This window comes from Bacteroides oleiciplenus YIT 12058, from assembly GCF_000315485.1.
Taxonomy (GTDB): Bacteria; Bacteroidota; Bacteroidia; order Bacteroidales; family Bacteroidaceae; genus Bacteroides; species Bacteroides oleiciplenus.
Window position 1 is genome coordinate 459,388 of the sequence record NZ_JH992944.1, and the last position, 20,822, is coordinate 480,209.

Here is a 20,822-nt window from a genome sequence, read left to right on the forward strand (position 1 = left end):
TTTAGTAGGGGTTATTTCCCTTTTTTACGATGAGCCAACGAGTGGTTTTTCTCTAAATCACTTATTATTGTCATATCCATTACATTGGTATATATTTGCGTGGTTTTCACACTCTTATGCCCTAATAACTTCTGTACGGTTGTAATATTTACGCCATTATAAATCAGTAGCGTTGCATTAGTATGTCGCGCAGTATGGAATGACACTCTTTTAGGTAGCCCGGCTAATCGGGCAATTATAATCAGTTCTTTATTCACATTCGAATTGTCTCTCAAATGAAAGAAGTCTTGTAGATTTGCCTGATATTTATTCAAAATTTGAATCCCTTTTCCACAGAATAACAAATAAATTGGAAGCCGGACTTCCGTGCCTGTCTTGATGGATTTATATATCAACCAGGTTTCCTGATGCATCTCTACAATGTTCTCAGGCTTCATATTGACAAAGTCGGAGTACCTCATACCAGCATAGCAACAGAACAAAAATGCATCCAGTGTTTTCTGGTATTTCGTATGTCTTCCTGTCAGTTGCAAGGTTTCCAGCTTCTCCAATTCTTCCGGCGATAAATGGGTATGCCTGTTCTCTACAGTCTTTATTTTATATTTCCTGAAAGCATACTTCTGTATATCCATATATTCCTTATTAATAGCCACATTGATATGTCGCTTTAAATGCTTCATATGCTTGGCTATCGTGTTGACATGATACCCTTTAGACTGAAGGTAGTACTCGAAAGAGGATATAAATTCAAAAGTCATTTCAGAGAAGGTCACACCTTTCTTGAAGTCTTGCAGCAATGCAACGGTAGATAGGTGATTTCGTTTCGTGCTTTCTTTCAAGCCTGAAGTCATTATTTCCTGCTTGAAGAAGGGTATAAACAACGATTTATCCTCTTGCTCTTGCTTCTCTGTCAGTACATCCTTCAATACATCGAGAGTTATAGGCTTCCCCTGCTGCCAAAGCTCAAGCTCACGCTTCTCTATCATTGCCATAAATTCGTAAATCAGTCGATTTAAGGCATCTGCATTGGGATGGTTTTTTACTAGTAGTTTTTTTGCATCCCATTGATCGGGTCTCAAGTAAACCTTGGTCGAAAAATACTTTTTCTTCCTGTTTAAGTAGGCCTCAACTTGCACTAGAGCCATTCCCCTTTTATTAAGGCTCTTTTTGCGGTTGTACACTAAACTGTAAATAATCTTGTTCATCTTTAGTCGTTTTAGTTAATACTATGAACAAATAAGACGATATAATGTGCTACATAAGAATTAAATAAGACTTAATATCTGTAAAAGTTCGATTTACAAAGCGATTTTTGTTTTGTATTTCCTTTATAAAAAAGGTAAATCTACGTAAAATGACTTTCAATTTAATCCTGTCATACCATCTTTTTAACTCTTTTTGTTTAAAAGTAGCCGTCTATATTAAGGAACACAGCTCCAAGGAGCACTTCAGAGTGATAGCATTTGTATGACCATTTAGGTTTTTTTAGTACGAAAAATCTGCTGTTAAGCATAAAAAAAGCTTTTTGATTAACAAATTGATAGATTTACAAGGTTTTTTCAATAAAATAGTTGTTCGTTTCAGTTTTATTAATATATTTGCATTTTGTTAGAGTAAAGAAACAATTAATGTAAAGTTAAACTTTAAGAGAGAATTTATGAAAAGAAAATTAATGCTGTTATTGGCCTGTCTTTTTGTTGGAATAGGCCTAGTAACTGCCCAAACTCAGACAGTCACGGGTGTTGTGATTTCTGAAGAAGATGGGCAGCCAGTTATTGGAGCCTCTGTATTGGTAAAAGGTACTCAATTAGGTACTATTACTGGTGTAGATGGTGATTTTACTTTATCGAACGTACCAAGTTCTGCGAAAACATTGCAAATTTCTTACATTGGTATGCAGTCACAAGAAGCTACTATTAAGCCTCAAATGAAAATCGTAATGAAATCCGATAGCGAAATGCTTGAAGAGGTTATGGTTGTTGCTTATGGTACTGCAAAGAAGTCTGCTTTTACAGGTTCAGCGAGTGTTGTTTCCTCTGATCAGATTGGTAAGATTCAGACTTCCAACGTTGCTAATGCGTTGACAGGTAAAGTATCTGGTGTACAGCTAAATACCACTTCCGGTCAGCCAGGAGCAACGACTCCAACCATTCGTGTACGTGGTATTAGTTCAATCAATGCGGGTAAAGATCCATTGATTATTTTGGATGGTATACCTTATGACGGTGACTTGAATAATATAAGCAATCAGGATATAGAATCAATGACTGTATTGAAAGATGCAGCTTCAAGTGCTTTATATGGTGCACGTGGTGCTAATGGTGTAATTATCATTACTACTAAAAAAGGTAATGCCGGACAAGCTAAAGTAACAGTAGATGCGAAATGGGGTTCCAACTCTCGTGCTACCAAGGATTACAATTATGTGACCAGTCCTGCGAAATATTATGAGATGTATTATGGTGCTCTAAAGAATTACTTTACGAATGCTCAAGGGATGGATTCATATACGGCTCACGTCATGGCTAACCAAAACCTGACCGCAAACAATGCTTATGGCTTAGGATATAACGTATACTCTGTACCTACAGGTCAGTATATGATTGGAGAAAATGGTAAAATGAACCCGAATGCTACATTAGGTAACGTTGTGGAGTATCAGGGACAAAAATACACTTTGTTGCCGGATGATTGGACAGATGCCGCTTATAAAACAGGTTTGCGCCAAGAATATACAGTGACTGCAACTGCCGGTAGCGACAAGTCTTCTTTCTATGCTTCTTTTAACTATCTGGACAATGAAGGTATTGCCCAAAAATCAGATTACGAACGTTTGACTGGTCGCTTGAAAGCTGACTATCAGATTAAAGACTGGTTGAAAGTAGGAGCTAATATGGCTTATACTCATTATGAATCAAACCAGTTGGGTGATGATGGTAGTTCCAATTCTTCCGGCAATGTGTTTGCTTTAACTCAAATGGCACCAATCTATCCGCTCTACATTCGTGATGGAAATGGTCAGATTATGACAGATGTGAATGGTATTACACGCTATGACTATGGTGATGGTGCCAATGCTGGCAATAGCCGTCCGTACCTGGGACAAAGTAATGCGATATCTAATAGTATTTTGAATACACTGAATGCAGAAGGTAACGCAGTGAATGCTGTTGGCTTCTTTGAAGTACGTTTCTTGAAGGACTTTAAATTTAGCTCAACTAACAGTGTATATGTAGACGAAATGCGTCAGACCAATGTAACCAATCCTTATTACGGCCAGTATGCCTCGTCTAATGGTATCGCTTATAAATATCACACCCGTCAAATGGCATATAACTACCAGCAGCTGCTGAATTATAAGAAAAGCTTTGGTCCACATAATGTGGAAGCTATGTTGGGACATGAATCTTATCGTTATAAATACTACTATTTATATGCTTCAAAGTCTAATATGTTCGATCCGAGCAATCCTGAACTGATTGGCGCTATTTTGGACGGTTCTGCAAATTCTTATACTAAGGACTATAATACAGAAGGTTATTTTGGCCGTGTACAATATGATTATAGTGAGAAATACTTTATTTCTGCTTCTTATCGTCGTGATGCTTCTTCACGTTTCCATCCGGATAACCGTTGGGGTAACTTCTGGTCACTGGGTGGTGCTTGGTTGATTTCTAAAGAAGACTTTTTCAATGTGGAATGGATTGACGAATTAAAGCTTAAGGCTTCTTATGGTTCACAAGGTAATGATAACATCGGTGACTATCGTTACGTAACAACTTATGAAATAGTGAATGCAAACGGTAACCCGGCAGCAGTACCTAATACTATGGGTAATAAAGATATAACATGGGAAACAAATGGTAACTTTAACATTGGTGTTGACTTTGCATTCCTGAAGAACCGTCTGAACGGTACTGTGGAATTCTTCAATCGTAAGACTTCTGACATGTTGTTCTCATTCCCGCTGCCTCCTACAATGGGCTTTACATCTTATTACTCCAACGTGGGTGATATGCGCAATACCGGTATTGAATTAGAATTAGAAGGTACGCCTATCAAAACTAATGATATGAAGTGGACGGTTAGCCTGAACCTTACTCACTATAAGAATAAGATTACTTATTTATCAGAGAAATCCAAAACATTGAAGGCTGACGGTGTATCCGGTTATTCCAGTGGTAGCTTTTTCTATGGCGAAGGCGAACCTCTCTACACTTATTATTTATATCAATATGCCGGCGTTAATGAAAATGGTGAATCTTTATTCTATAAAGATATTAAAGACAAAGATGGCAATGTTACAGGAGTTGAAACAACTACGAAGCCGAGTGAAGCAACGCAACATCTTTGCGGTACTGCCCTGCCGGACGTATACGGTGGGTTCGGAACAAGCTTTGAATATAAAGGTATTGACTTCTCTATAGACTTTGCATACCAACTGGGTGGACAAGTATATGACAGCGACTATGCAGCCTCAATGGGAGTAAGTAAGGGACATGCATTCCACGTTGATTTGTTGAATGCCTGGACTCCGGAAAATACAGGTTCTAATATCCCTCGTTTTCAATACAATGATTCATATATGAATCAAAGTTCAGACCGTTTCCTGACAGACGCTTCTTATCTGAGCTTGCAAAATATTAATCTGGGCTATACTCTCCCATCACGAATTTGTCGTACCATGGGTATGGAAAAATTGCGTATCTACATGTCTTGTGACAATGTTTGGGTATGGTCTAAACGCCAGGGACTTGATCCGCGCCAGAGCATTACGGGTAGTGTAACATCAGCTTACTACGCTCCTATGCGCACTATTTCGGGAGGTATAACACTAACATTCTAAACCAATTAGCAATTATTGAATATGAAAAATATATCTAAATTAATATTAGGGGTTTGTCTCTCTTCATCCGTTTTGATGACTGGATGTATTGAAGAAACGCTTCCTACGCAGGTAGCGACTGAAGACCAGTTGGGTTCCTCGTCAAAAGCTACAGAAGCATTATTATGGGCAATGCCTGCCTATTTTAATACATTCCAGATATTACCTTCTCGTCAAGATTACGACTGGGGATATGGTTCCATCATGCATATTCGTGACGTCATGACTGAAGATATGCCTATAGTATATAGTGGTAGTGGCTACGACTGGTATGACAGTTGGGAAACGAATAAATCTCAAGGAGATAGCTACATGCTTGCACAGTTCCATTGGTGGTATTACTATAAGTTTGTGCAAACTGCTAACAATATGATTGGTGCAGTAAACGTAGAGACTGCTAATACGCTGCAATTAGGCTATTTGGGTGCAGGCTATACTTTCCGTGCATTGGCTTATCTGGAGATGGCGCAAATGTATGAGTTCTTACCGGTTGAAGGTTTCTCTTCTGTCAATTCAAGCGGAAATGATGTGCTGAACCTAACTGTACCTATCGTAAAAGAAGGTATGACTGAAGCGGAAGCAAGAAATAATCCCCGTGTAACCCGTGAGGTAATGGCTGAATTTATTTTGGGAGATTTGAATAAAGCTGAAGAATATATTGTCAATCTGAAAGAGGCATCTAAAACTTTGCCTCATCTGGATGTGGTATATGGATTGAAAGCACGTTATTATATGTGGCTGGGTGACTATACTAATGCAAAGACTTATGCACGTAAGGCTATCGATGCATCAAGTGTTACTCCAATGACGGAAGACCAATGCCTGAGTACTACGAAAGGATTCAATGACCTTTCCCGTTGGATGTGGGGATCACAGTTGAAGGCAGAAGATGCTCAGGTGAAGAGTGGAATTATCACTTGGACTTCCTGGATGTCAAATGAAACAAAATATGGATATTCCGGTCAGGAACCATATCTGATGATTAACCGTAACACATATGAAAGAATAAGCGATACTGACTTCCGCAAAAAAATGTGGAAAGCTCCTGCTGGTAGTATACTTGAAGGTCAGACACCGTTTATTGATGATGAGTTTGCAGAGAAGTTGCCAGATTATGCTTCTGTGAAATTCCGCCCGAATGAAGGAAATATGAGTGTGAACAACGTTGGTAATGCTTCCGCTTTCCCTGTGATGCGTATAGAAGAAATGTATCTTATTGAGGCTGAAGCTGCTGCTCATCTGAATGCCGCTGATGGCAAACAATTGCTGGAAACATTCATGAAAAATTATCGTGATCCTCAGTATGTTTGCTCCAATAATGATGTAGCTGAAGAAGTTGTGTTCCAGAAACGTGTCGAATTCTGGGGTGAAGGTCTGACATTTTTTGATGTAAAACGCTTGAATATGTCTGTTACCCGTGGTTATCCGGACACAAATTTCTTTGACACTGCTCGTCTGAATACCAATGGACGTCCGGCATGGATGAATCTTAGCATAGTAAGACAGGAGAGTGATAACAATGAAGCTTTGGTAGGCTTTGGTAATCCGGATCCGACAGACTTCTATAAACCTTGGATTAGTGCAGGAGAGTAACTTTAAATTCTGAATAATCTGATTATAAACAAAATTATTAAAAAAAAATTCGTATGAAAAAAATAAATACATATCTGCTGGCGCTGATGGGTGTATTTGCACTAACTTGGAGTGCATGTACCGACTCGTACGATTATGATCCGGCTCCGGGCGTTGATGGTGAGGGTGTATATTTCCCCTCATCAACCCAAACTTCTATTACCCTGAATGGTACAGAAGGAAATTTCACCCTCAAAGTGCAACGTACAAAGTCTGCAGGCGTTGGTGAATCTGGATTGACCGCAGAATTTAATGAAGGCGGAGCAAGCGTATTCTCTGTTCCTGCTAAAGTGAGTTTTGCTGATGGCGAGACTGAAACGACCCTAACAGTGGGATATAATAATTTGGTACGTGGAACAACATATGATGTGAAGCTTTCTTTTGTTGATGGTACATCTTATGGCAGTTCCTCACTGACTTTCAAAGTTTTGTATCCGGCTGAGGTTCTTGAAGAATGGGTTGTTATTTCTACAGAAGCTGTTCTAACAGAAAACATATTTACTCCATTTGGTCATACTCCTATCACTCTTACAGAAGTTACTGTAGAAAAGGAGAAAAACTCAAACCAGTATCGTTTCCAAAGTCCTTATGATAATGATTATTTTGTGTATGGAAAAGGTTGGGATGCATTTTTCCCGGCAGATTTTGTGCCGCCGTATATCGTTTTAAATGGAGAGAAGTATAAAGCAGAAGCTCCAGGTTCTTATTATATTGCCTCTACAGCTCTTGGTTTCCAAATGGTGAATGGTGTGGGCCCGAAATATGATATGGAATGGAATACATTTGGCTCTGTAGCCGGCAATTTGAGTTCAGGCGGTTCACCAATTCCTCCTACCAGCACAAGCTATCCGTTAGGTAGTTTCGACGAAAAAGTCAAAATGTTTAATTTCGGTGCTGTCTATACGCAGATTGGTGGTGACAAAGGAGGATATAGTGTGATACCTGCTGGTACATTTACACTCTATCTTGATCCGACTTTAATGGCACCAGATTATGATCGTGATTATACTTGGGAAACAGTAAATGATGCTACTGGTTATTTCACTTCTGGTATTGCAGGAGAAAGCTGGACACAAGTTGTACAACAAGCAAAAGAAGATCCTACTTTCTATCGCTTTACATCACTCTATGCTCAGGATGTTCATATCTACTTCAACTATGATGCAGCAAAAGGAACGTTGACTATGCCCAAAATGCAACCGACAGGTCTTACAACCTATGGGAATAAGATTTATGTAGACGCAGTTCCTGGAAAATGCACCGTAAATGCTGATCATGATTTTACTTTTGTATTGTCATTCTACCTTGTTGATGCAGATGGCAAGAAGACTGCAGAGTTGATGCAGAGCACAGAAACCTTCCTTTGGGGACGTGGTCCACTTGATCAATTGGTAAAAGGAAAGAAGATTGAAGATTATGTTGGCACATGGTCTGTGCCTTTGACAGATGGGCAAGAGGGAGGCAAAATGCCTGTTAGCATTACGAAGGCAGATAAAACGACATTGCTTGTTCAAGGTTTATCCATTGTAAAAGATTACGATGATACTATGGCGCTTGAGTATGATAGTGAAACTGGTTTCTTGATTTTTGAGTTCCAACAAGTTGCTTCCATAAATGGATATTATGGTTTTGTATCTCCATTTAATTCTGAAACCATGGAACTTGGCACAAAAGCAGGAGAATCTTTAATTGGTGGATTGAGCAAAGATGGAATATTGACATTCCTTAATAATCCTGCAAATGCGGGTACGTATGACTCAATGGTGTATGTTAAGTCTCCTGATGGAAAACAATTAGGATTTATGACTGGCTATTGGAACTACTTGGAGTGGACACCTGTCACTCCGGCAGCGTCATTTGGTTCATTAAATAATGTAAGCTTCAATACTGGCTTTAAAGTTGTAAAACAAGGAAATACTCCGAGACGTACATATAAGACAGAATTGAATCTTAAATCTTCTCCGGTACAACCTCAAGGACTTTCTACAAATATCCAGACCCCAGTTCAGAATGGGTTCTCTTTGGTAGTTCGTTGATTTCTTTATAATTAAAATCCAAAGGGAGTTTGCAATTAATCCATGTGAATATTTGCATACTCCCTTTTGTTTTTTGGCGATTAAATCCTAATAAATATATTGCTTATGAGAAAAATATTACTTCTGTCTTTAGTACTATTCTGTACCATTTCCACATGGGCCACACAGCGTTCTACCGGGGAAGCACTTGAGATTGCCCGTTCGTTTTTTGCCCAATATCCTGCAACACGTTCTGTTGATGATATCCGGTTGGTTGCTGTATCCGGAGACTTATTGAAGTCTGCTTCTACTCGAAGCGTTTCGGATGAACCGGCTTTTTATGTCTATAACCATGGACAGTCTGCCTATGTGATTGTTTCGGGTGATGACCGGATGAAACCTGTATTGGGTTACTCTGACAAAGGTGCTTTTGTGACTGACAACCTACCTTCCAATATACAAGGATGGCTGGAAAGTTATAATGCCGTGTATACAGCTTTAGCGGATGGCAAACAAGCGATCAAAGAGCCTCGACTACTGACACGTGCTGTTTTTCCGGAAACGGTAACTCCCATGTTGGGCGATATCAATTGGAATCAAGATGCACCTTATAATAATGCTTGTCCGTTGGTGCAGGGAAATCGCAGTGTAACAGGTTGCGTAGCCACAGCTATGGCTATGATTTTAAAGTATCACAATTTTCCCGTAAAAGGCAAAGGTACCTATTCTTATAAGACCTCATCAGGGATTGAATGTTCGTTTGATTATGGAAACACAACTTTCAGCTGGGATAAAATGTTGCCTCAATATGTCAGCGGCAGTTATACGACTGAACAAGCAAATGCAGTTGCAGAATTGATGTATGCCTGCGGCGTAGCGGTTGATATGGAATATTCCCCTTCCAGTTCCGGAGCTTACTCTTTCAAAGTGGGACAGGCTTTGATTGATTATTTTGGATATGATGGGAATCTTGGATATGTATACCGTCAGTATTTCACTTCTGAGGAGTGGATGAATATGATTAAGACGGAACTCAGTGAAGGACGCCCTGTACTCTATAATGGTGCATCCAAAGATGTAGGACATGAATTTGTCTTTGATGGCTACGATGCGCAGGATATGGTCCACGTAAACTGGGGCTGGGGTGGTTCCAACAATGGCTATTTTGAAGTTGTTTCCCTCGACCCATCATCTCCGGGAATTGGTGGAGGCACGAACCTTGGCGGTGGTTTTATCTACCAACAAGGAATGCTCATAGGGCTTGAACCTCCTACTGTATCTTCAAGTTATACTTCTCATTTTTATCTTTCAAAACTTGAGGTTAATAAGAAAGAGATAATTAAAGGAGAAAGTTTTGACCTTACAGTTACTGAACTGTATAATATGAGTACGAAATTCCAAAATGGGCAACTGGGCTTGATTGCTGAAAAAGATGGCAAACAATTGGCCTTGTGGAATGCATCTTTAGGAAATGTAAATACTAATTATGGGACCAAGGGACAAACGTTCCCGAACATTACAATTCCCAATGATCTGGTAGATGGAACCTACGCTCTATACTTAGCAACAAAGGACGTACGTGAAACAACTTGGAGCCGTGTGCGGGGCGGGTATGGTTTTGAATCCCAGTTTACACTTACTGTTACCGGCAATAAATGTATTCTTATCCCATTTACCGGCAACCTGACGCTACAGGAGGATCTGGATGGGAGTGTAGAAATTCTGCATAATCTGTATAGTGGTCGTAAAGGAGATTTCAGGATGTTACTTTCTAATAGAAATACGACGAATGACTTCTATGGTTTAGCAGGTGTCGCATTCATTACGACAGATGAAGAAGCACAGATTATTAGTTTGACCGGATATACTCAGTTAGAGTTAAAACCCGGTACAACCAATAGGGAAGTAATTATTTCCGGAGATTTGATTTCCAACCTGGCGGAAACGTCTACTGATATTCCAGCCGGAGATTATTATATTTGTCCGGGAGTTCAATGGGGGGAATATGTATATGGTATAGGCGACAATTTAGTTGCTGTCACAGTTAATAGAGCCTATGGTACGCCGACTTTAGTTGTTGCGAATGCACGTTTAGAGAAGAATCAACTTCAGGTAGGAGAAAAACTGAAACTACTGGCTGACCTGTCATTAAATGGTACAGGAAACGTATATGACAAAACCTTGATGACCGCAATTTTTGCTGTCGGTCAGTCCTCAACGTCTAATATCCACTACGCAGAGGTATTTATAGAAAAGGATCAGCCTCTTGATTTTGAGATGGAAATTGATCCGCAAATCGGCGAAGGTAACTATACCATCAATTTATATAAACCTGAACTACTGGGAGGATATGATGGGAGCAAGCCGATATGTCGCCTCAACTTTTCTGTTGGGCCAGCTACTGGTATTGAAGATGAAGTGGATGATAAAGAAGGGATGATTATCTATCAACAACCGGTAGAAAATGTTCTTTATATCCATACCTCTAATACCGCTAAGATGATTTCCATCTATAACTTAGCCGGACAGCAAATGATACAGCAGAAAGAATCCGGGAATAATTCAACTAAGGAGTATTCCATTCCAGTGACAGGGCTGGTATCAGGCTATTACATAGTAGTGTTACAATCAACGGACGGAAAAATATATCGGAGCAAATTTATAAAGAAGTAAATTCTAATATTATTGCAAAAATAAACATGAGGATGTGCTAGCTAGTCTGCCACATCCTCATTTTCATTCCATTATATCAATCCCTCCTTCAGTATATCCACCAATATCGGCTTCGCCCCACTCACGAAACATTCCACCGCAATCACCATCAGTATAAGTCCCATAAGGCGCATCATCACATTATTTCCCGTTTCCCCCAGCACTTTTACCAGACGTGTGGAAGCACGCAATATAAAATAGGTGATCAGATAAATCAAGGCGATAGCACCAATCAGAACTCCCTTCATTTCAATAGTATTGGCATCCTGCATCAACACAATGGCATTGGCTATGGCGCCGGGACCACACAGCATAGGAATACCTAACGGGGTTACGGAAATATCATCAGCATAAGTCTTGATTTCCTCGTCTTTCAACTTCATGTGGGTATAACGGGCCTGCAACATGTCAAAACCTATTTTAAAGATGATGACTCCGCCCGCAATACGAAACCCATTGGTAGAGATTCCAAAGAACTTAAAGAGGAACTGACCTGCAAAGGTAAAGACCATTATCGTAAGAAAGGCTACCAAAGTGGCACGAGATACGATAAACCGACGCTCTTTATCCGTCATACCCTGTGTCATAGTCAGAAAGACGGGCATGGTTCCCAAAGGATTTGTCAACGTGAAGAAAGATGTCAGACAAAGCAAGGCAAAAGGAAGAATAGATTCCATAGTTGCAATTTTATTCGTTTTTTATCGAATGCAAAATTACAACTAATCCCTCAATGTCACAACAATTGAAGTAACTCTTTCAAGTCTGTAATCTGGTAAGTAGGTTTAAATGGGAACTCCGAACGGCCCGTAACATTGTAATATACCTGATGCATCCCTACCCCTCTGGCACCGGCAATATCATTCTCCCAACTATCACCAACCATCAACGACTCACGCAGTTCGGACTGGGTAGCCGACATGGCAAAGTGAAAAATCTCCGGCCAAGGCTTCAGTACACCGATATCGTCAGAAAGAACCACCTTCTTGAAATAACGGTCGATCCCTGCAGAGCGCATCTTATGACACTGCAATTCCTGGAAACCATTGGAAAGGATATAAAGATTATACTTGGGTGCAAGGTACTCTAACACTTCCCGAGCATGAGGCATCAATCTGCTTTTAGTGGGAATCACTGCAAAGAAATCTTCAGAGAAAGCCTTTGCCAAAGCTGCATCCCCCTCTCCCACTGCTTCCAGTGGATAAAGAAAACGCTGGCGGTTCAACTCATCCTTTGTCACTTTTCCATCCGCATATTCTGCCCACAATTCCACATTACGCCGCTCATAGAGTTCATAAAAGTGCTGGAAAGACCGGAAATAGCGGTCATATTCATATTTGCGATACATTTCTTCAAAGGTATCGCGGGCATTATAAGAAAACGCCCAAAGAGTATCATCGAGATCGAAAAACAGATTCTTGTATTGCATAAAAAAGAAATGGCAGGGCTAATAACCCTGCCATCTTATGATATTATCAAATTATTTCACTTGGATAACCAGATATTTAGATACGCTCCAGAAATCTTTCGGATTCGTAATCTTCAGAACAAGCTGGCCTTTATCATCTTTTTCCAAAGCATAAGAACCTGCCGGATGAGTTGTCAGAACATCAGCATCCTTAGAATACAACTTAATTTCTTTCGTTGTACGGATGTCAACCTGAGTAAAGTAATCCTTATTCACATCACCATCCTTCAATACTTTACCTTTTTTGAAGAGACCGGTATCAGTCAGGATTTTTTGGTCTTTCAATTCCTTCTTAGTTCCAAATACGAACCAAGCGGTGTTTATTGCCTTATCTTGCTCAGCCACAGTCTTAGCCTTAGCCTCGTTTTCAGCAGAGAGAGCTTCTTTATCGGCCGACAGACCGGTTACGGCTGCATCCAATTCCTGAATACGGATATTCTTGGAAGCAAGTTCAGCCTGCAACTCTTCAATACGCTGAGTCTTGGCTACTAATTCCTGAGTCAGAGATTCTACCGCTTTCTTCATTTGTGCAGAATTGGTCTTGCTGCTTTTCAGCATAGCCTCCAACTTTGCAATCTGCTCTTTGTTTTCCTGCATCTGCTTCTGGATGAATTCAATATCAGTCGCAATCTGCTGTTTTGCAGATAAAGAGCCTTCCGAAACAGCGCCACGCTGCAAATCCACGCGGCTCTCAGCGGCATTGATTTGGCGGAAGCCTTCGGAGATATCATTGAAAGTGCCCATCATTTCGTCCAGTTCAGCATTACGCTGGGTAAGTTCCATCAAAAGAGAATCATTTTCAGCTTTCAACTGGTCTTTGCTACCACCTGATAAGCCATCGCACGATGCCATAACGGCTGCGCATACAATTAAAACTGCTAACTTTTTCATACGCTTTTGTTTTACGTTGGTTAATGAGTTATCTAATCGTCTATTCCTTCTACTACTATTACTATTTCTCCACGTGGCTCATTGGCGGTGAAATGCTCTATCAATTCCGTGAGACTGCCACGCACCGTCTCTTCGTGCATTTTTGAGATTTCCCTCGATACGGAAGCCTGACGTTCGACACCGAAGTGTTCGGCAAACTGCGTCAATGCTTTCACCAAGCGGTGGGGAGACTCATAAAACACCATTGTCCGGCGTTCCTCTGCCAAAGTTTTCAGACGCGTCATGCGGCCTTTCTTTTGGGGAAGGAAACCTTCGAAACAGAATTTCTCATTCGGCAAGCCCGAAGCAACCAAAGCCGGAACGAAAGCCGTAGCCCCCGGTAAGCATTGCACCTCGATGCCATTACGAACACATTCACGCACTACCAGAAAGCCCGGATCGGAGATTCCCGGTGTACCTGCATCCGAAATTAATGCCACAGTTTCACCTGCCTTTATTCTATAAACAACACTTTCCACCGTTTTATGTTCATTAAATTTATGGTGGGATTGCATTGCATTCTTTATTTCAAAGTGTTTCAGCAGTATTCCGGAAGTACGGGTATCCTCGGCAAGAATCAAATCCGCCTCTTTCAGGATGCGGATAGCACGGAATGTCATATCTTCCAGATTTCCTACCGGAGTAGGCACTACATAAAGTTTTCCCATATCCGTTATATACTTTAGCTAAAATATTTCTTGAGAAGTTCTACAAAATCGACAACTGCCTCATTTTCTTCGTCAGGATTTACCAGAGAAGAGAAAAGTTCCAGTGCCTTGTCCAGAGAAGGGGCATCACCCAACTGGCGTATGACCTCATTCATGCGTGCAGTGTTACCACCGAAAATCTCACGCGCAAAGCGGAAAGAATCATTCAAGCTGATAGCATGCCGCAAGTCAGTAGCCGGCTTTATCCGCTCTGCCAGGATTGGCGATGCAGAAGAGGAAATTGGAGCCGCCTCCGGTTCATGCTTGGGAGATACAGGCTCGGTAACCTCCGGAGCTTTGATCTCAACAATCTGAGGCTCTTCCACCTTGCTTTCAGTCTCCTCCAATACCTTCTGCAATTCATCCAGGCGCGCACGCATCTGCTGAATACTCCGTTTCGCCACAATCCGCAATTTAGAATCAGGCTCAGCCGTTATAGTTTGCATTAGATATTTCAGTTCCTGAATATCCAGTTCTATGTCGTCCAATAATGTCTGCATTTCCTTTCGCATCACAAATGTTAATGCCGCAAATGTAGAAATAAATAATGAAAAAATATCGGAAAGCCATTAAAAGTGTTATTTTTGCGGCTAAAATAAACATTTTAGAACAATGGTATTATTCTCGGAAGACCATATACAGGAAACCAATCGTAGAGGAAGAATTGAAGTTATTTGCGGCTCCATGTTCTCTGGTAAGACAGAAGAACTGATTCGCCGCTTGAAACGTGCTAAGTTTGCCAAACAACGTGTAGAGATATTCAAACCCGCCATCGACACCCGCTATTCGGAAGAAGAGGTGGTGTCACACGACAGCCACTCCATAGCATCTACCCCGATAGATTCTTCGGCAAGCATCCTGCTGTTCACTTCGGAAATAGATGTGGTAGGAATCGATGAAGCACAATTCTTCGACAGCGGTTTGATCGATGTCTGCAACCAGCTTGCCAACAATGGCGTACGCGTTATTGTTGCCGGTCTGGATATGGACTTTCGCGGACTTCCATTCGGACCGATGCCCGGTCTGTGTGCCATTGCCGACGAAGTTTCCAAAGTTCACGCCATCTGTGTGAAGTGCGGACAACTGGCATCTTTCTCTCACCGTACCGTTAAGAATGACAAGCAAGTACTTCTGGGAGAAACTGCCGAATACGAACCCCTCTGCCGTGAATGTTATCTGCGGGCGGTGAAAGAAGACCAGAAAGCGGCTGGCAGTTGACAACAAATAAAAAAGCATAAGCCTTATGGAACGTAAGAAGATTACATTCGACAGTTTTATCCGTGCCGTCATTCTCGGTGCCATTATCATCGGTATATTGATGCTTCTGAAGCGGTTGAGTGGAGTATTGCTTCCGTTCTTCCTGGCATGGCTGATTGCTTACCTGATATATCCGTTAGTATCCTTTTTCCAATATAAGCTGCGGTTAAAGAATAGAATTGCTTCTATCTTCTGTGCCTTATTCACTCTTACCATTATAGGAGGGGCTGCGTTCTATCTGCTTGTGCCGCCCATGATTCAGGAATTCTTGCGGGTGAAGGATTTGCTAATAGAATATTTCAGTACTACCCATACCGCAAGCAACGTGCCCACTACCCTCTCCGAGTTTATCCGGCAGAATGTTGACATGCACATATTAGAGCAGATGTTCAGTCAGGAAAATATATTGGATGCCCTAAAAGTGACCGTTCCCAAGTTGTGGGCATTAGTCTCGGAGTCCATAAACCTTTTATTCGGGTTCTTCACTGTCTTCCTTATACTATTATATATAGTGTTTATTTTGCTCGATTACGAAAGCATATCCCAAGGCTGGACACATCTCATGCCCAAGAAATACCGGCACACAGTGACCGGCATACTGAACGACGTAAAGGACGGCATGAACAGATATTTCCGCGGACAGGCATTAGTAGCCTTGTGCGTAGGAATCTTGTTCAGTATCGGCTTTCTGATTATCGACTTCCCTCTGGCTATTGGCTTGGGGCTGTTCATTGGTGCGCTGAATATGGTGCCTTACCTGCAAATCATCGGTTTTGTCCCTACCATCATGCTCGCCATTCTGAAAGCTGCGGATACCGGCGATAATTTCTGGATTATCATAGCTTCGGCAACGGCTGTATTCATAGTGGTACAGATCATACAAGACGGTTACCTCGTGCCTCGCATCATGGGAAAGATAACCGGGTTGAATCCTGCCATTATTTTACTCTCCCTCTCTGTCTGGGGCTCGTTAATGGGTATGCTGGGGATGATCATAGCCTTGCCGCTTACCACGCTGATGCTCTCCTATTATCAACGATACATCATTAATCAAGAAAATATTTATCGTACGGAATCTACTGAGGATCAGCCGATAGAGGGTAGCAAAGAAAAATAATGCAAACTTTTTTCCTTATATTCCTTGCAGATTAAATAAAAGTACCTATCTTTGCACCCGCTTAACAGCAATAAAGGTTTGATTCGCTAGCTCAGCAGGTAGAGCACAACACTTTTAATGTTGGGGTCCTGGGTTCGAGCCCCAGGCGGATCACTGAAACAACAAGAAGAATCAAGCAAATCCCTGATAATCAAACATTATCAGGGATTTCTTTTTTCTGGCAGGTAGCAGAAAATAGCCGTTTCAAGCATATTATCGGTGGATAAATCGTGGGACTAAAATTTAGTTCAAAAAAGCCCCACGAATTCGCATCTTTCTCACTGATTCATAGCATTTTGCATAGACTTACTTTGGAAGAGAATACATAGTTTTGTAACTTTAAAAACGATGTAAAAATGGCTCGAAAATCATTTTCTGTATTGTTCTTCATCAAGAAAGGTAAATTATTAAAGAACGGAGAAGCACCCGTGTGCATGAGAATTACTGTAAATGGCTGTATGGTAGATATTTCTATCAAAAGAAGCTGTCCCGTAAACCTATGGAATCAGGCAAAAGAGAATTCAAAAGGCAAAGACCGTATGTCGGTGGAACTGAACCACTACTTAGAAATCACACGCTCACGCATACACCAAATTTATAGGGAACTGGAAACTTCCGACAAGGTTATCACCGTTGATCTTGTGAGAAAACTGTATTATGGTGTGGATGAAAATAACAAAACGCTATTACAGGTATTCAGGGAGCATAACGAACAAAGCCGCAAGCTAATCGGTAAAGACTTTGTTAGTAAAACCGTTCAACGGTATGAAACCACTACCCGATATTTGGAGGAATTCATTAAGAGAGAATATCAGTTATCGGATATTGCTCTGAACAACTTGGAAGCCAACTTCATTTCTAAGTTCGATGCTTTCTTGAAGATTGAAAAAGGTTGTGCGCAGAATTCAGCTATCACCCGATTGAAGAACTTGAAGAAGATAATCCGCATTGCTTTGGAAAACGACTGGATAAAGAAAGATCCGTTTGCTTACTATCGCTTCAAACTGGAAGAAACCGATCCTGAATTTCTGACGATGGACGAGATTAAAATAATTCTTGCCAAAGAATTCACGATTAAACGAGTAGAACAGGTACGGGATGTTTTTATTTTTTGCGTTTTTACAGGTTTGGCATTCAGCGATGTGAAAGATTTATCGCCTGAACATTTGGTTAGAGATAATAAAGGAGAACTTTGGATAAGAAAGAACCGCCAAAAGACAAAAGTCATGTGTAACATTCCTGTGCTACCTGTGGCAGCTTCCATGCTTGAAAAGTATAAGAATGTGGCAGAATGTACTGGAAAACTATTGCCTGTATTGTGCAATCAACGCATGAACAGTTATTTGAAAGAAATTGCAGATGTGTGTGGAATACATAAAAACCTCTCCACACATACCGCTAGGCACTCGTATGCCACCTCTATATGCCTTGCAAACGGCGTGAGTATGGAAAATGTAGCCAAGATGTTAGGTCATGCAGATACCAGCGTGACGAAACACTACGCACGGGTACTGGATCAGAATATTCTAAAGGACATGCAGAAAGTAAATAGCTGTTTGTCGGAATTGACTCTATAAAAAGGTAGTAGCCAATATATAAAAAGGATTGGGAAGAATGAATTTCATTTTCTCAATCCTTTTCTTTTAAGGCAAGTTTTCCATAACTCAATATGAAGCATTGACAAAGGTAAGTTCCGTATTTAGCCTGTCAAGTCCAAGCCTTCGGTTTAGATGAAAATCTTCCTCTCATTACATTCGAGCGTATTTTCATCTAAAGACTTGCACAGACTAAATACTTCACTGGAAAAGTCAATGATTCAAATTAAATTCCGAAAAACAATGTTTTCGGGGCTGGTGGGCTATTCTTTCCAGCTTTCAAAGTAGTGCTTTTGGAGTAGCTTATCAATATCACTTTGACGGTAGATGATTTTACCTTTTATCTGAATAAAGGGGATTAGTCCCGTATCTCGCCACTCTTGCAGGGTTCGCAAACTGACATTCAGTTTCTTGGAAACTTCATTGTTGGAAAGAAAGCGTTCCCCGTTTAGGTGGGGCTTGTAGTGCTTGACAATAGATTCAATGCCGTTCAGCATTGAATCAAGCGAAGAAATAAATTCTTTGACTTGTGGGGTATCTTTATTTATTAGTTCCATGATTGAAAGATTGTTTTATTGAAATATTGATTTCAAGATGGCTAGATAGCAGACTAGTTGCGCAGATAGTCACCAAGCGATGAAATACTAAGTACATCTTTTACCGAATCATAATCTACATAGAGTCGTTTGGATGCAATGGAAATAAAGTACTGGCTATCATCTTGCCGTATCTCATAAGTAGCGGGTGAAGCCTGTTTGGTAGTTTCCGATACATATATAATAGAAAGAAGGTACTCTTTATCATTCCGATAGATGATAACCGTAGGATTCAGATTAACGCTTTCCCATGTGCCGACAATGGAAAATAGGTTGAAGGACGGATAATCTTTTTTAGTTCTTTTCATAAGACGTGGTTTGTTTGGGTGATTGATTCTGTGTTTCACTGTCTGCAATAATTCTTTCAATATCGGATGACTTATAATAAATCTTGCTCCCGATTTGAGAATAAGCCAACCGCCCACTACTTCGGTAATATTGCAGCGTGCGTTTACTAAAGCCTAACAATAGGCATACTTCCTGACTATCCAGCCAGTTTTCGCCTTTCTGAGTATGAGTGCTGCATAAACATTCTATTCGTTTGGCAAACTCGGTAAACCGTTCGCAGACATGCGAAAAGGTTCTCTTTTCAATGGTTACTACTTCCATGCTTTTAATTTAAAATGGTTTATAAAACGTGTTGATTCTATTTTCATCGGCAAATGAAAGAAGAATTAAGAGCCGTTTTCAAAACTGTCTGGAAGTGGTAGAATATGACTATATCTGGCTTCTTCCAAAAATTCAAAAGCCAGATATATAATTGAAATATGCTTTGTTATTAGAAAATACTATATTAATATCAAAAGTAGAATTTTAAGTCTCCACACCTGCGCTATGCTTCGGGTTATATTCTAGTTTAAGACTTGCACAAACTGGATAATACACTGATAGAGTTAATGTTATTAATCCGTCTCAGAAAAAATGTTTTATTGAATCGAGCTGTTTAATAAGCCCAACCTTTGAGCAATATTAACAGCTTCAATAGAATTGTTTGCCTTTAATTTTAATAGTATGTTTTGCCTATGAGTGTTTATTGTATTGATACTGACATTTAAAGAGTTTGCAATTTCTTTGCTTAATAAGCCTTGTTTCATTAATTGTAAAACGCACAACTCCCTATTAGTCAATGGTTCTTCTAAGGTATCTGACAAATCAATAAATATCTGTTCTCCTGTTTCAAAATTATATAGGTGGCTTTTGGTTATTTCTGATTCATGACTTGCATCAACATCAATAACCGAAAGCATAAGCCAAATATTACCAGATTTATCCAATTCTATTGCTTGCTCCTGTTCAATAATACGGATATATTCACCACGTACATTTTTTACTCGCATCTCATGTACCATCTTGTGCTTCATTTTTTCTTCTGCGGAAAGACTACTTAATAAAGAGTAGATTTTCTTTCTAACAAGCAAGCCGTAATGTATATCACCCGGATGAATAATTTCTAAGACAGGTTCATGTCCGTTGATAAATAACCTTTCAGGGTCAATTCCGTATGACTGAGGAATATTGTCTGATGCAAAAACGAATTTTTTAGTACAGCAATCAAAGACCAGCACAATACTATGCGCTAGTTCCGACAATTTGAGCCAATCTGCTTTTTTTTGTTCTATAACAGAGTAATCCAACTCGTTGATAAAAGTGCTTGATGTTGGCAGAATATTTTCGACTACTTTTTCTATTTTATCTATTGATTCATTTTTCATATCTCACATTTTCAGTTCATTAAGTCTTTCCTCATTATAAATGACTATTGTAACAGTTAAGGCTTGCCTATAACTTTGCACAAAGTTAATAAATTAATAATGAATAACATGTGTAGGGCTACATATAGTTATTCATGCCAATAATAAACAATTAAAAACT

17 protein-coding genes and 1 tRNA gene are annotated in these 20,822 nt (G+C 40.2%); 8 read left to right on the forward strand and 10 right to left on the reverse strand.

Going from position 1 to position 20,822, the window contains the following annotated elements:
• Positions 1 to 11 precede the first annotated feature (11 nt).
• Complete coding sequence (locus tag HMPREF9447_RS21480; RefSeq protein ID WP_009131895.1) at positions 12 to 1,205, reverse strand: site-specific integrase; 1,194 nt, start codon at positions 1,203 to 1,205, stop codon at positions 12 to 14.
• A 452-nt stretch (positions 1,206 to 1,657) separates the two neighbouring features.
• Between HMPREF9447_RS21480 and HMPREF9447_RS21485 the strand changes: the two genes are divergently transcribed.
• The 4 genes from HMPREF9447_RS21485 (at position 1,658) to HMPREF9447_RS21500 (ending at position 11,205) form a co-directional block, all read left to right on the forward strand.
• Positions 1,658 to 4,846 (forward strand): SusC/RagA family TonB-linked outer membrane protein, encoded by a 3,189-nt coding sequence (locus HMPREF9447_RS21485; protein WP_044138522.1) that lies wholly within the window; start codon positions 1,658 to 1,660, stop codon positions 4,844 to 4,846.
• Between the two features lie 21 nt (positions 4,847 to 4,867).
• On the forward strand, positions 4,868 to 6,478 hold the full coding sequence (locus HMPREF9447_RS21490) for a RagB/SusD family nutrient uptake outer membrane protein (protein WP_009131897.1): 1,611 nt from the start codon (positions 4,868 to 4,870) through the stop codon (positions 6,476 to 6,478).
• 53 nt (positions 6,479 to 6,531) lie between these two features.
• A complete protein-coding gene (locus HMPREF9447_RS21495) occupies positions 6,532 to 8,553 on the forward strand; it encodes a hypothetical protein (RefSeq protein WP_009131898.1) in 2,022 nt (673 codons plus the stop codon).
• A gap of 105 nt (positions 8,554 to 8,658) precedes the next feature.
• Complete coding sequence (locus tag HMPREF9447_RS21500; RefSeq protein WP_009131899.1) at positions 8,659 to 11,205, forward strand: thiol protease/hemagglutinin PrtT; 2,547 nt, start codon at positions 8,659 to 8,661, stop codon at positions 11,203 to 11,205.
• A gap of 71 nt (positions 11,206 to 11,276) precedes the next feature.
• On the opposite strand, the gene HMPREF9447_RS21505 is transcribed toward HMPREF9447_RS21500, so the two are convergent.
• From HMPREF9447_RS21505 to HMPREF9447_RS21525, 5 genes are read right to left on the reverse strand one after another with little or no spacing between them, the layout of a single operon-like run.
• Complete coding sequence (locus HMPREF9447_RS21505; RefSeq protein ID WP_009131900.1) at positions 11,277 to 11,921, reverse strand: MarC family protein; 645 nt, start codon at positions 11,919 to 11,921, stop codon at positions 11,277 to 11,279.
• A gap of 56 nt (positions 11,922 to 11,977) precedes the next feature.
• Positions 11,978 to 12,670: a YjjG family noncanonical pyrimidine nucleotidase gene (locus tag HMPREF9447_RS21510; protein WP_009131901.1), complete on the reverse strand. Its 693-nt coding sequence runs from the start codon at positions 12,668 to 12,670 to the stop codon at positions 11,978 to 11,980.
• Between the two features lie 51 nt (positions 12,671 to 12,721).
• Positions 12,722 to 13,600 carry a Cbp1 family collagen-binding glycoprotein adhesin gene (locus HMPREF9447_RS21515; protein WP_009131902.1) on the reverse strand — a complete coding sequence of 293 codons (879 nt, stop codon included), beginning with the start codon at positions 13,598 to 13,600 and terminating at the stop codon, positions 12,722 to 12,724.
• Positions 13,601 to 13,632: 32 nt separating this feature from the next.
• Positions 13,633 to 14,307, reverse strand: coding sequence for a 16S rRNA (cytidine(1402)-2'-O)-methyltransferase (rsmI, locus tag HMPREF9447_RS21520; protein WP_009131903.1), 675 nt, complete (start codon positions 14,305 to 14,307; stop codon positions 13,633 to 13,635).
• Between the two features lie 14 nt (positions 14,308 to 14,321).
• On the reverse strand, positions 14,322 to 14,858 hold the full coding sequence (locus HMPREF9447_RS21525; protein ID WP_009131904.1) for a hypothetical protein: 537 nt from the start codon (positions 14,856 to 14,858) through the stop codon (positions 14,322 to 14,324).
• Between the two features lie 100 nt (positions 14,859 to 14,958).
• On the opposite strand from HMPREF9447_RS21525, the gene HMPREF9447_RS21530 reads away from it, so the two are divergent.
• The 4 genes from HMPREF9447_RS21530 (at position 14,959) to HMPREF9447_RS21545 (ending at position 18,336) form a co-directional block, all read left to right on the forward strand.
• Positions 14,959 to 15,564: a thymidine kinase gene (locus HMPREF9447_RS21530; RefSeq protein WP_009131905.1), complete on the forward strand. Its 606-nt coding sequence runs from the start codon at positions 14,959 to 14,961 to the stop codon at positions 15,562 to 15,564.
• A gap of 25 nt (positions 15,565 to 15,589) precedes the next feature.
• Complete coding sequence (locus tag HMPREF9447_RS21535) at positions 15,590 to 16,720, forward strand: AI-2E family transporter (protein WP_009131906.1); 1,131 nt, start codon at positions 15,590 to 15,592, stop codon at positions 16,718 to 16,720.
• A gap of 80 nt (positions 16,721 to 16,800) precedes the next feature.
• Positions 16,801 to 16,873: transfer RNA gene (locus tag HMPREF9447_RS21540), tRNA-Lys, on the forward strand.
• A gap of 242 nt (positions 16,874 to 17,115) precedes the next feature.
• On the forward strand, positions 17,116 to 18,336 hold the full coding sequence (locus tag HMPREF9447_RS21545) for a site-specific integrase (RefSeq protein ID WP_009131907.1): 1,221 nt from the start codon (positions 17,116 to 17,118) through the stop codon (positions 18,334 to 18,336).
• 281 nt (positions 18,337 to 18,617) lie between these two features.
• Here the strand turns inward: HMPREF9447_RS21545 and HMPREF9447_RS21550 are convergent, their stop codons facing one another.
• From HMPREF9447_RS21550 to HMPREF9447_RS21565, 4 genes are all read right to left on the reverse strand, one after another.
• The gene (locus tag HMPREF9447_RS21550; RefSeq protein WP_004293696.1) at positions 18,618 to 18,911 is read right to left on the reverse strand and encodes a helix-turn-helix domain-containing protein; all 294 of its coding nucleotides are present in this window, start codon (positions 18,909 to 18,911) and stop codon (positions 18,618 to 18,620) included.
• Between the two features lie 53 nt (positions 18,912 to 18,964).
• A complete protein-coding gene (locus HMPREF9447_RS21555) occupies positions 18,965 to 19,258 on the reverse strand; it encodes a DUF3876 domain-containing protein (RefSeq protein ID WP_009131908.1) in 294 nt (97 codons plus the stop codon).
• Complete coding sequence (locus HMPREF9447_RS21560) at positions 19,245 to 19,559, reverse strand: helix-turn-helix domain-containing protein (RefSeq protein WP_009131909.1); 315 nt, start codon at positions 19,557 to 19,559, stop codon at positions 19,245 to 19,247. Before HMPREF9447_RS21560 ends, HMPREF9447_RS21555 begins: the two co-directional genes overlap by 14 nt.
• 317 nt (positions 19,560 to 19,876) lie before the next feature.
• The gene (locus tag HMPREF9447_RS21565; protein ID WP_004293693.1) at positions 19,877 to 20,662 is read right to left on the reverse strand and encodes a LuxR C-terminal-related transcriptional regulator; all 786 of its coding nucleotides are present in this window, start codon (positions 20,660 to 20,662) and stop codon (positions 19,877 to 19,879) included.
• Between the last annotated feature and the right edge of the window lie 160 nt (positions 20,663 to 20,822).